The 12,106-nt window shown below is 69.2% G+C and carries 11 protein-coding genes; all 11 read left to right on the top strand.

Annotated elements, in window-relative coordinates; all coding sequences use genetic code 11:
• The 11 genes from gmhB to QZ500_RS18920 all read left to right on the top strand — a co-directional run bounded on the left by gmhB (window position 1) and on the right by QZ500_RS18920 (window position 12,092).
• A complete protein-coding gene (gene gmhB, locus QZ500_RS18970) occupies window positions 1-576 on the top strand; it encodes a D-glycero-beta-D-manno-heptose 1,7-bisphosphate 7-phosphatase (RefSeq protein ID WP_295857576.1) in 576 nt (191 codons plus the stop codon).
• Window positions 577-650: 74 nt separating this feature from the next.
• Window positions 651-1,391, top strand: coding sequence for a lysophospholipid acyltransferase family protein (locus QZ500_RS18965; protein ID WP_295857573.1), 741 nt, complete (start codon window positions 651-653; stop codon window positions 1,389-1,391).
• Window positions 1,384-2,361, top strand: a complete 978-nt coding sequence (locus tag QZ500_RS18960; protein ID WP_366763579.1) for a SprT family zinc-dependent metalloprotease — start codon at window positions 1,384-1,386, stop codon at window positions 2,359-2,361. Before QZ500_RS18965 ends, QZ500_RS18960 begins: the two co-directional genes overlap by 8 nt.
• Before the next feature lie 44 nt (window positions 2,362-2,405).
• Entirely contained in the window at window positions 2,406-2,861 is a 456-nt protein-coding gene (locus QZ500_RS18955) for a rhodanese-like domain-containing protein (protein WP_295857571.1), read from the top strand.
• Between the two features lie 148 nt (window positions 2,862-3,009).
• On the top strand, window positions 3,010-3,624 hold the full coding sequence (locus QZ500_RS18950) for a hypothetical protein (RefSeq protein ID WP_295857569.1): 615 nt from the start codon (window positions 3,010-3,012) through the stop codon (window positions 3,622-3,624).
• Window positions 3,621-5,378: a type I secretion system permease/ATPase gene (locus QZ500_RS18945; protein WP_295857566.1), complete on the top strand. Its 1,758-nt coding sequence runs from the start codon at window positions 3,621-3,623 to the stop codon at window positions 5,376-5,378. Before QZ500_RS18950 ends, QZ500_RS18945 begins: the two co-directional genes overlap by 4 nt.
• Window positions 5,379-5,428: 50 nt before the next feature.
• Window positions 5,429-7,189 carry a type I secretion system permease/ATPase gene (locus tag QZ500_RS18940; RefSeq protein ID WP_295857564.1) on the top strand — a complete coding sequence of 587 codons (1,761 nt, stop codon included), beginning with the start codon at window positions 5,429-5,431 and terminating at the stop codon, window positions 7,187-7,189.
• A 53-nt stretch (window positions 7,190-7,242) separates the two neighbouring features.
• Window positions 7,243-8,619, top strand: coding sequence for an HlyD family type I secretion periplasmic adaptor subunit (locus QZ500_RS18935; protein WP_295857562.1), 1,377 nt, complete (start codon window positions 7,243-7,245; stop codon window positions 8,617-8,619).
• A 64-nt stretch (window positions 8,620-8,683) separates the two neighbouring features.
• Window positions 8,684-9,982, top strand: a complete 1,299-nt coding sequence (locus QZ500_RS18930) for a trypsin-like peptidase domain-containing protein (protein WP_295857560.1) — start codon at window positions 8,684-8,686, stop codon at window positions 9,980-9,982.
• Complete coding sequence (locus QZ500_RS18925; protein WP_295857558.1) at window positions 9,979-11,217, top strand: glycosyltransferase; 1,239 nt, start codon at window positions 9,979-9,981, stop codon at window positions 11,215-11,217. Before QZ500_RS18930 ends, QZ500_RS18925 begins: the two co-directional genes overlap by 4 nt.
• 89 nt (window positions 11,218-11,306) lie before the next feature.
• Complete coding sequence (locus QZ500_RS18920) at window positions 11,307-12,092, top strand: SapC family protein (protein WP_295857556.1); 786 nt, start codon at window positions 11,307-11,309, stop codon at window positions 12,090-12,092.
• Window positions 12,093-12,106 lie beyond the last annotated feature (14 nt).

The following is a 12,106-nucleotide window of genomic DNA, read 5'->3' as shown; positions in this document are numbered from 1 at the left end:
ATGAAGCTCGTCATCCTCGACCGCGATGGCACGATCAACGAGGGACGCGAGGACTTCGTCACCTCGCCGGACGAGTGGGTGCCGCTGCCGGGCGCGCTGGAGGCGATCGCGCAGCTGAACCATGCCGGCTTCCACGTCGTCGTGGTGTCGAACCAGTCGGGCCTCGGCCGCGGGCTGTTCGACGTGGCGGCGCTGAACGCCATCCACAAGAAGATGCACAAGATGCTGGCCGCCGCGGGCGGCCGGATCGACGCGGTCTTCTACTGCCCGCACGGCCTCGGCGAGCACTGCGACTGCCGCATGCCGCTGCCCGGCCTGTTCGAGCAGATCGCCGAACGCTACGGCATGGCGCTCGACGGCGTGCCGATGGTCGGCGACCGGCTGCGCGACCTGCAGGCCGGCACGGCGCTGGGCTGCGAACCGCACCTGGTGCTGACCGGCCGCACCCGCGGCCGCGCCGACGAGCCGCTGCCGCCCGAGTTTCCCGAAGGCACCCGCGTACATGCGGATCTGGCGGCCTTCGCGGCCTTCGCGGTCGAGCGCGATGCGGTGGACGGCCCGCGGGCCGGGGCCTAGCGCTTTGCTCCTTTTTCGATAGCTGCCTGCGCAGGTCCGACGAGCGCTGGAGCCCTCTTTCCATCCGATCTCACATGCCCCTGATCCGCTCCCTGCTGCACGCCCTCTGGATGCTGGTGACCGTCGTGCCCTGGGCGATCGCGATGCTGGTCGCCTCGCTCTTCATCAGCAGCACCCGGCTCTACTGGATGGCCGCGGGCTGGCTGTGGCTGGCGTCCGGTCCGCCGGCGCAGGCGATCCTGGGCATCCGGGTCCGCGTCTCGGGCCGGGAAAACCTGCCGCAGGGCGAGACCAGTGCTGCGATCCTGCTGGTCAAGCACCAGTCCACGCTCGAGACCTTCCTGATGCCGGTGCTGATGCCGCATCCGCTGGCCTACGTGTTCAAAAAGGAGCTGCTCTACGTGCCGTTCTTCGGCTGGGCGATGGGCCGGCTCGACATGATCCACATCGACCGCAAGCTGCGCGCCCAGGCGTTCAACAAGGTGGTGTCGCAGGGCCGGCGGCTGCTGGCCAAAGGCGTCTGGGTGATCATGTTCCCCGAGGGCACCCGCATCCCGCGCGGTCAGCAGGGCACCTACAAGAGCGGCGGCACCCGGCTCGCGGTCGAGACCGGTGCGCCGGTGATCCCGGTCGCGGTCAGCTCCGCCAAGGTCTGGCCGCGCAAGGCCTTCATCAAGCGGCCGGGCACCGTCGACGTGTCGATCGGCCCGGCCATCCCGAGCGCCGGCCGCCAGCCGGAAGAGCTGATGCGCGAGGTCGAGGCCTGGATCGAGACGGAGATGCGCCGCCTCGACCCCGAGGCCTACCGTGCCTGAGGACGACGGCATGCAGCGGCTGATGCAGCTGGCGCTCGACTTCCTCGGCCGCGGCGGCGACCGCGGTGCCGATGCCGGCGCCATGCCGCCTGCGCGCCGCGGGCCTGCGACGGGCACGCCACGCCTGCGGGTGTCGCGCCCACGGAAGCCGCCGGCGCCCGAGTTGCTGCCGGACGATGGCGCCGGCGAGGCCGATGGCGCCGCCGGCACCCTGCTGGCGCATCCCCGCGCCAACCGCGAAGCGCTGCTGGGCGGCCAGCGGGTGGTGTATGCCCTGGTGCGCGGACGTCGCCGCACCATCGGCTTCTCGGTCGGACCCGACGGCCTGTGCGTGCGGGCGCCGGGCTGGGTGCCGCTGCACCAGATCGACGCCGCCCTGCTGGAGAAGTCGGCGTGGATCCTGCGCAAGCTTGCGGAAGCCGGCGACCGGCGTGGCCGCCAGCGGCAGGCCGAGATCGCCTGGGGCGACGGCGTCCGTTTCCCGTATCTGGGCCGCGAGGTAACGGTGGCGCTCGGCGGAGCGGCACCGGCCCGGGGCGTGCCCGGTGCGGTCCTGGCCGACGACGGTGTCAATGGCCTGATGCTGCAACTGGCGCTGCCGGCCGGCAGCCCGCCCGATGCCGTCGCGGCGACCGTGCAGGCCTGGCTGCGGCGCGAGGCGCGGCCCTGGTTCACTGCGCGGCTCGACCATTTCGCGCCGCGGCTCGGTGTGCAGTGGCGCCGGCTCGCGCTGACCAGCGCCCGCACCCGCTGGGGCAGCGCCAGCGGCGACGGCGGCATCCGGCTGCACTGGCGGCTGATGCATTTCCGGCCCGAGGTGATCGACTACGTCGTCGCCCACGAGCTCGCCCACCTGCGGCACATGGACCACAGCCCGCGCTTCTGGGCCACCGTGGCGACCGTAGTGCCGGACCACCTCCGGCTGCGGGCGGAACTGCGCAGCGACGCGGTGCCGCGCTGGTCGGACTAGCCGGAGGGCAGGGCGGTCTGCCAGCGGATGGCAGAATTTCCAGCATGACCTCCGCTGCCGATACCTCCTCTACTCCCTCATCATCTCCTGTCGGGGGCGCCCGTCCTGCCGAAGGCTATGCCGGCGACCTGACACCGCAGCAGGCCTGGGCCCTGGTCCAGGCCGGCGATGCCGTGCTGATCGACGTGCGCAGCGATGCCGAGCGCGAATGGGTCGGCTTCGTGCCGGGTGCGGTGGCCCTGGCGTGGAAACAGTGGCCGGGCATGGTGCCGAATGCCGACTTCGACGAGGCGCTGTTGGCGGCGACCGTGGATGGGCGCAAGGCGGTGATGCTGTGCCGCAGCGGCGTGCGTTCTGTCGCGGCGGCCCGGCGCGCGACCCAGCTGGGTGTCGAGGCCTACAACATCCTCGAAGGATTCGAAGGGGATCCCGATGCGCAGCGGCACCGCGGCCAGCGCGGCGGCTGGCGGTTCCACGGTCTGCCCTGGCAGCAGAATTGATGCCCTGAACGGGCCTTGGCGCCCATCCTGTCTGCGTATGGTGCTATCAGGTAAATAGCGGTTTTATGGGAGGGTGCGGCAGGCGCACCACAGCCGCCGACGCCCGCAGCTGTTTCATATAGGAGTGCTTGCTACAATTCGTTCCTATATGAATTCGGTGTTGCACATTCCGCTGGACACATCGCCCGAGCAGGCGGCCCGGCTGCTTGCCTTGCAGGCCACCTTCGCGCAGGTCTGCAATGCGCTGGCACCGCTGGTGCAGAGCACCAAATGCTGGAACCGCGTTACCCTGCACCATCTCGCCTACAAGTCGCTGCGTCAGCAGTTCCCCGAGGTCGGTTCGCAGATGGTCTGCAACGCCATCTATTCCGTCTCGCGTACCGGCCGGCTGGTGTTCCAGCATGCCAACAGCCCGTTCAACCTGAATCGTCTGGGCGACAAGCCGCTGCCGCTACTGCGCTTCACCGACACCTGCCCGGTGTATTTCGACCGCCACACCCTGAGCCTCAAGGCGGGCCAGCTGTCGATGTACACGCTCGACGGCCGGATGCGCTTCCACCTGACGCTCGCCGAGGCGCAGGAAGCGGCGTTCCACCAGCAGAAGCTGCGCGAGATCGTGCTGACCCGCCGCGCCGACGGCGTCTTCCAGCTGTCGTTCCTGCTGTCCGCACCCGAGGAAGGCGAGGAGTCCGCCACCGCCGCCCAGGTGGCCGACCGGGCCGGGCACATCCCTGAATACGTGATCGTCGAGGAAGCCGCATGAATCCCCAGAAACCGCAGTCCGAACTGCGCAAGGCCCTGACCGAGCTGCGGCCGCATTTCGTGCGCGCCGGCTGGTTCAGCCTGGTCGCCAGCCTACTGGTGCTGATGCCGTCGTGGTACATGCTGGAGGTCTACGACCGGGTGGTCAACAGCCGCAACCACCTGACGCTGACCATGCTCACCGTGCTGGTCATGCTCGCCTACGTCGTCATGGAAATCCTCGAATGGGGCCGGGCCGAGATCCTGCGCGGCGCCGGCGTGGCGTTCGACGGCCGGTTCAGCGACCGGGTGTTCCGCGCGATCTTCGATGCTAACCTGCGCCGCGTGCCCGGCGGCACCGTGCAGCCGATGACGGACTTCCGCACGATCCGCGACTTCTTCCATTCGCCGGTGGTGATGGCGATCATGGAGGCGCCGGTGTCGCTGGTGTTCCTGGTGCTGATCTTCATGATCAGCCCGGTGCTCGGCTGGTCTGCCGTCGTCGGCGCGGTCGTGCAGACCTTCGTCGGCTGGCTCAACGAGCGCAGCACCCAGCCGCCGCTGACGGCTGCCAACCGCAGCGCGATCGCCGCGCAGCAGTACGCCGACGGTTCGCTGCGCAATGCCGAGGTGATCGAGTCGATGGGCATGCTGCGCAACATCCACCGCCGGTGGATGGAACGGCAGCGCGAATTCCTCGGCCTGCAGGCGATCGCCTCCGATCGGGCGGGCGGTTTCCAGGCGGCCTCGCGCTTCATCCAGAACGTGATCAGTTCGCTGCTGCTCGGCCTGAGCTGCTGGCTGCTGCTGCGCAACCAGCTCAACGGCGGCGCGGCGATGATGATCGTGTCCTCCATCCTCGGCGGCCGCGTGCTGGCGCCGCTGGTGCAGGTGGTGTCGCAGTGGCAGGGCGTGGTCAATGCACGCGACGCTTGGCGGCGGCTCGACGGCCTGCTCTCGGCCGTGCCCGCGCCGCCGGAGACGATGGCGCTGCCCGCGCCCCGGGGTGCGCTGCAGGTCGAAGGCGTGGTCGCCGCCGCGCCGGGCGGCACCGTGCCGATCCTGCGCGGCGTGCAGTTCGCGCTGCCCAAGGGCGAGGTGCTGGCGGTGGTCGGCCCGTCGGCCTCCGGCAAGACGACGCTCGCGCGGCTGCTGGTCGGCATCTGGCCGTCGGCCGGTGGCAAGGTGCGGCTCGACGGGGTGGACGTGCATGCCTGGGACAAGGGCGAGCTGGGCCCGCACGTCGGCTACCTGCCGCAGGGCATCGAGCTGTTCGACGGCACGCTCGCGGAGAACATCGCGCGTTTCGGTCAGGTCGAGCGCGCCAAGGTCGAGGCCGCGGCGCGCGCGGTCGGCCTGCACGAATTCATCCTGGCGCTGCCCGAGGGCTATGACACGCAGGTCGGCCGCGAAGGCGCGCGGCTCTCCGGCGGCCAGCGCCAGCGGGTCGGCCTGGCCCGCGCGCTGTACGGCGATCCGGTCTTCGTGGTGCTGGACGAACCCAACTCCAGCCTGGACGAGGAGGGCGACGCTGCGCTGGTCCGTGCGATTGCCGAACTCAAGGCCCGCGGCACCACCTTCGTCGTGATGACCCACCGCATGAGCGTGCTGTCGGTCGCCGACAAGATGCTGGTGATGCGGGACGGCCAGATGGCGGCGTTCGGACCGCGCGACGAAGTGCTGGCCGCGCTGCAGAAGGCGCAGCAGCCGGTGCCGCAGGCGCCTGCGCAACGGCCGGCCGCGCCTGCCGGCAGCACGGCCGTCGTGCCGGCCTGACCTACACCGCCGCCGCTTTCGACCGACAAGACCCTGCATTCCCGCGACCCATGAGCACATCTTCCGCATCCACCCGGCGCAGCGAGCTGACCGAGATCCTCTGGGGTTTCCGGCGCGAGTTCGTGATGGTCGGCATCTTCAGCTGCGTCATCAACGTGCTGATGCTCTCGCCCACGCTGTACATGCTGCAGGTCTACGACCGGGTGATGATCAGCCAGAGCGACCTGACCTTGATCGCGCTGTCGCTGGTCACGCTGTTCTTCTTCCTGGTGATGGCGTTCTCGGAATGGATGCGCACCCGGGTGCTGGTGCGCACCGGTGTACGGCTCGACAGCCTGCTCGGCACGCGGGTGTTCAACGCCAGCTTCGAGGCCAACCTGAGCCAGTCCGGCGCCGCGCCGCAGTCGGCCTTCACCGATCTGCTGCAGATCCGCCAGTTCATGACCGGCACCGGCATCTTTGCGTTCTTCGACGCACCCTGGGCACCGATCTACATCCTGGTGCTGTTCTTCCTGCACCCGTGGCTCGGCATCCTGGCGCTGATCTTCGCGGCGCTGCAGGGCGCACTCGCCTGGTTCGGCCACCGCAAGACGGTGGCGCCGGCCGAGGCGGCCTCGAAGGCCGGCAGCGCGGCCACCACCTACCTGCAGAGCAAGCTGCGCAACGCCGAGGTGCTGGAGTCGATGGGCATGGTCGGCAACCTGCAGCGCCACTGGCAGGCCCGCCATCAGCGCTACATGGAACGCAACGGCGCGTCGCAGGCGCTGGGCCACCGCATCGCGGCCTGGAGCAAGCTTCTGCGCTACACCCAGCAGTCGTTCGCGCTCGGCGCCGGCGCGCTGCTGGTGATCGACGGGCAGCTGTCGCCCGGCGCGATGATCGCGTCCAACGTGCTGATGACCCGGGCGCTGGCGCCGATCGACATGATGGTCAGCACCTGGCGCGTGTTCGTGAACGCCCGCGAAGCCTTCCGTCGGCTGGAGAAGCTGCTCCAGGCGCATCCGGAGCGCGATCCCGCGCTGACCCGCGTCGCGCCGACCGGTGCGCTCGCGCTGCGCAATGTCGTCGCATCGGCCTCGGGCCGGCGCGAGCCGATCCTGAAGGACGTGAGCTTTGCCGCCGCACCGGGCACGGTGACCGTGGTGCTCGGTCCGTCGGGATCGGGCAAATCCACGCTGGCCCGGGTCATGATCGGCATCTGGCCGAACGTGTCGGGCGAAGTGCTGCTCGACGAACGGCCGATCGACGGCTGGGAACGCGGTGAACTGGGGCCGCACCTGGGCTACCTGCCGCAGGACGTCGAACTGTTCGACGGCACCATCGCCGAGAACATCGCGCGTTTCGGCACGATCGATTCCGACAAGGTGATCGACGCCGCCCGCTGCGCCGGCCTGCACGACATGATCCTGCGTTTCCCGAAGGGTTACGACACCCCGATCGGTGAAGCCGGCGGCATGCTGTCGGGCGGACAGCGCCAGCGCATCGGGCTCGCCCGCGCGGTATACGGCGACCCTGCGCTGGTGGTGCTGGACGAACCGAATGCCAACCTCGACGACCAGGGCGAGGCCGCGCTGCTCTCCACCGTGCGGGAACTCAAGGCGCGTGGCCGGACCGTGTTCCTGATCAGCCACCGCCCCGGCGTGGTCGCCGTGGCCGACCGGTTGCTGATCCTGCGCGACGGCCGGGTGCAGGCCGACGGGCCGCGCGACGAGGTGCTGCAGGCGCTGCAGCGCGCGCAGCAGCCGGCTCCTGCCCCCGCGTCGCCGTCGTCCGGCGGCAGCCTGCCGCCCGCAGGTGCCGTGCCGGCCTGAGGCGCGGCTCTCACCTTCTTCCTTCCGTTTTCCGCCATTTGCTGGGTCCCGTCATGGACAAAAAAGACCAACTGCCCTTTCCGCCGAATGCCCTGGCCGCCCACGGCCCTGCCGCATCGGAACTCGTCGACGTCGAGCGCCAGCTGCCGTCGGACGCACGCCGCGCGGGCCGCATCGGCCTGTGGGCGCTTGCGATCGGCTTCGGCGGCTTCCTGGCCTGGGCCGCCTTCGCGCCGCTCGACGAGGGCGTGCCGGCTGCCGGCGTGGTGGCGATCGACACCAAACGCAAGGCGGTGCAGCACCTGACCGGCGGCATCGTGCGCGAAGTGCTGGTGAAGGAGGGCGACCGGGTCACCGAAGGCCAAGTACTGATCCGCCTCGACGATGCGGTCGCGCGGTCCAACTACGAGGCGGTCCGGCAGCGCTACCTCGGCCTGCGGGCCATGCAGGGCCGCCTGCAGGCCGAGCAGGCCGGCCAGTCGACCATCACCTTCCACTCGGACCTCAAGGAAGCCGCCGGCGATCCGCTGATCCGCCAGCAGATGGCGACCCAGGAACAGCTGTTCTTTTCGCGCCGGTCCGCATTGCAGGCTGACCTGCAGTCGCTCGAGGAAAGCATCCGGGGCCAGGAGAGTCTGCTGCAGGCCTACCGGGGCATGCAGTCCAGCCGCAAGGAGCAGCAGGTGCTGCTACAGGAGCAGGTATCCAACACCCGCGGCCTGGTGACCGAGGGCTACGTGCCGCGCAACCGCCAACTGGAACTCGACCGCCAGCTCGCCGAGTCGAACACCGCGATGATCGAACTGCAGGGCAACACCGCCCGGGCGCAGTCCGCGATCGCCGAGCTGCGGCAGCGCGCGATCGCCCGCCGCCAGGAATACCGCAAGGAAGTCGAGTCGCAGCTCGCCGACGTGACCCGCGAAGTGCAGTCCGATGCCGAACGCATCCGCGCCGTCCGCGACGATTTCGGCCGGACCGAGATCAAGGCGCCCGCTGCGGGCCAGGTCGTCGGCCTCGCGTTCCAGTCGGTCGGCGGCGTGATCCCGCCGGGTCAGAAGATCATGGACATCGTGCCGGCCGACGAGAACCTGCTGCTCGAAGTCCGCGTGGCGCCGCACATGATCGACCGGGTGCAGCCCAACGAAGAGGTGGACGTGCGCTTCTCCTCGTTCGCGCATTCGCCGCAGCTGGTGGTGCAGGGCAAGGTGCAGTCGATCTCGGGTGACCTGCTGACCGAGCCGCAGACCAACATGTCCTACTACCTCGCCCGCGTCGCGGTCACGCCCGAGGGCATGAAGGAGCTGGGCAAGCGCACCCTGCAGCCCGGCATGCCGGTGGAGGTGGTGTTCAAGACCGGCGAACGGTCGTTCCTGACCTACCTGCTGCATCCGCTGACCAAGCGGATGGCGGCCTCGATGAAGGAAGAATAGGGCCTGCCCTCGCGGGGACATCTTCCCGCGATGACAATGCCTGTTTTTTACGCAGAGCGCCGCCATGTTCGAGATCACCGCCCGCACGAGCCAGCCCTACAGCGCCGTCTGCTACATCCGATGCGAATGGTCGGACGGCACCCGTAGCGGGGCGTCGGGTGTGGTCGTGGGGGCCAACGACGTGCTCACGGCGATGCATGTGGTCTACGACCAGGCGCGTGGGGGCTGGGCCCGGAAGATCGACATATTTCCCGGGGCCGATACCCGGCCCGTTCTGGATACGCCCTATGGGGTCTACAGCAACGTGGTGAGCCTGTCCGGGCGTGCCGCCAACTGGGACCTGGATGGCGATGGCTACCTCGCCGCCACGGAATCGCAAGGCGATCTGGCGCTGATCGGTTTGCAATCCCGGATCGGTGACGTCACCGGGATCCTCGCCACGTCGTCGGCCCGCGTCGCCGGCAGCGCCACGCTTGCGGGCTACCCCGGCCGCGGCACCGGCCTGATGGCCGAAGTCGCCTATGCGAGTCCGGCCAACGGGGCAGGCGTCTATCAGATCGGAACGGCGCTCGGCCCTGGATCGTCGGGTGGGCCGCTGCTGACGACCGGTGCCGACGGCAAGGCGCAGGTGCTGGGGATCGCGTCGGCCGGCAACACCACCTTCACCCAGTCCACCTACGCCGGGTTGTTCGGTACCGGCACGGCGCAGTGGCTGGCCTCGGCCGTGGCGGCCAACGACAGTCTGCTGGGCGGGATGGCGACCGGCTTCTCGTTCCGGGGCGGTGTCGGCCGCGACAGTTTCTACGGAACGTCTGCCATCGACAGCGTGACCTACGACTACGCGCGGGCCGACTATCGACTCGCGCCATCGTCCACCGGGTGGACGGTGACAGGCAACGCCACCGCCGGCAGCGGCATCGACGACCTGGTGTCGGTGGAGCGCCTGCGGTTTGCGGACGGCGCCTGGGCTTTTGACCTGTCCGGCAACGCGGGCAAGGCCGCGTTGATGCTGGGCGCCGTCGCGGGTACGGCCGCGTTCCAGAACCGAGGGCTGGTCGGGGCATTTCTCTCGTACTTCGATGCGGGCCATTCGCTCGCGCAGGGTGCCGAAACCGTGATCCGCATCGGCTTCATGGCGCAGACTGCCGGCGGCGCCGACGATGCGACCTTCGTGCGGCAGGTGTGGCGCAGCGTTTTCGGTTCGGAAGCGCCGGCTGACGCGGTGCAGACTTACGTCGGTGCGTTGCAGGGTGGGGCGACCACGCAGGCCCAGCTACTGGCTGCGGCAGCCCAGCTTCCGCAGAATGCCAGCCACGTCGATCTGGTAGGTCTGTCCCAGACCGGACTCGCCTACCTCGGATGAAGGTTCTTTTCGTTCACCAGAATTTTCCGGGCCAGTTCCGGCATCTGGCGCCCGCCCTCGCAGCACAGGGCCACGAGGTCGTGGCGATGACGATGCAGCCGGGAGGCGACGAGACGTGGGCCGGCGTACGGTTGTTGCGCTATCGGCCCGCGCGCGGAAGCACGCCCGGCATCCATCCCTGGGCGGTCGATTTCGAGACCAAGGCGATCCGGGCCGAAGCGGCCTTCCGGGCGGCGCTGGAACTGCGTGCACAGGGGTTCGTGCCCGATGTGGTCGTCGCCCATCCGGGTTGGGGAGAAAGCCTGTTCCTCTGCGACGTCTGGCCGTCCGCACGGCTCGGCATCTACTGCGAATTCTTCTACCGTGCCGAAGGTGCGGACGTCGGCTTCGATCCGGAATTTGCCAGCAGCGATCCGGGCGAGGTCTGCCGGCTCCACCTGAAGAACGTCAACAACGTGCTGCACATGGCGCGCGCCCAAGGCGGCATCGCACCGACCCATTGGCAGCGCAGCACTTTTCCAACGCCTTTCCGCGACAGGATCACGGTCGTCCACGACGGTATCGACACCGAGGCGCTGCAGCCTGCACCCGACATCCAGCTGACGCTCGGCGGCACGCTGCGCTTGAGCCGGCAGGACGAAATCATCACCTTCGTGAACCGCAACCTGGAGCCGTACCGCGGCTACCACGTGTTCATGCGGGCCTTGCCGGAGCTGCTGCGCCGCCGGCCGAAGGCGCGCGTCCTGCTCGTCGGGGGCGACGACGTGAGCTACGGTGCGCAGCCGCCTGCCGGACGGACCTGGAAGGGCATTTTTCTGGAGGAAGTCCGCGGCACCATCGATCCTGCCCGTGTGCATTTTCTCGGCAACATTCCCTATGCGTCCTTCGTGGCGCTGCTGCAGCTGTCCACGGTGCATGTGTACTGGACCTACCCGTTCGTGCTGTCGTGGAGCCTGCTGGAGGCGATGAGCATCGGCTGTGCGATCGTCGCGAGCCGCACGCAGCCGCTGACCGAAGCGATCGTGGACGGCCGGACCGGGCGCCTGGTCGACTTCTTCGACGGTCGTGCGCTGGTGGAGACGGTCTGCGAATTGCTGGAACAGCCGGACGAGCGCGCCCGCCTCGGAGCGGCGGCGCGCCGGCACGCGCAACAGGAGTACGACCTGCAGGCCGTCTGCCTGCCGCGTCAGGTGGCGTGGGTCCATGCGCTCGCCGGCGCCGGTAGCGCCTCTTAGAATCGGGCGCTGGCCGGCGCACGGCACTTTTCGCCCTCGTCGCGCCGGCCGCTGATCCACCGACCGTACCACGGCTGAACCGCCCCACGATGTCCGAACTCAAAGCCGTCACCCCCGAACATTTCGCAGGCCGTTCCTGGAAAAACCCGGGGCACTTCCGCGTCGCTGCGGCCTCCCACCTGATCCCGGTGGTCGCTGCCGAACTGGGCCGGCTCGTGCCGAGCCTGCCGCTCGCCTTCGTGCCGGAAGGTGCCGGTTGGCAACTGGTGGCGCTGACCTCCTTGCAGCCGGGATCCAATCTTTTCATCGGGCCCGATGGACGGTGGAACGGCGCCTACGTGCCCGCTGCCGTGCGCGCTTATCCCTTCAAGCTGGTACGTCCGCAGGACGCCGAACAATCGGTGTTGTGCGTCCACGAAGACAGCGACTGGATCGTCGCGGCCGGACAGGGCAACCCGTTCTTCGACGATGCAGGGCAGCCTGCCGCGGTGACGCGCGACATGCTGAATTTCCTGGTCCAGGTCGAAAACAGCCGGCTGGTGACCCAGCGGGCGGTCGACGCGATCGCGGCCGCCGGCTTGATCGTGCCGTGGAAGATCGAACTGAAAAGCGACACGGGTATCCGGATGGTGGAAGGCCTGTTCCGGGTAGACGAAGCTGCCATCCAGACGCTCGATGCCACGGCGCTCGCGGCGCTGCGCGATGCCGGGGGCCTGACGCTCGCCTATGCGCAAATCTTCGCAGCCGGCCGGCTCGACCAGTTGCCCGCCGCCGCTGCACTGCAGGCCCGGCAACTGGCCAGCCAGGCGCCGGCGCCCACTGCGCTGGACGGGCTGGGCATGGGCTTCTCCGGCGATACCATCAAGTTCAACTGATGGCCGCCGGTCCA

This window comes from uncultured Xylophilus sp. (genome assembly GCA_913776965.1).
Classification (GTDB): domain Bacteria; phylum Pseudomonadota; class Gammaproteobacteria; order Burkholderiales; family Burkholderiaceae_C; genus Xylophilus.
The sequence above is the reverse complement of the archived record's forward strand: the minus strand, read 5'-3'. Positions and strand labels throughout refer to the sequence as shown.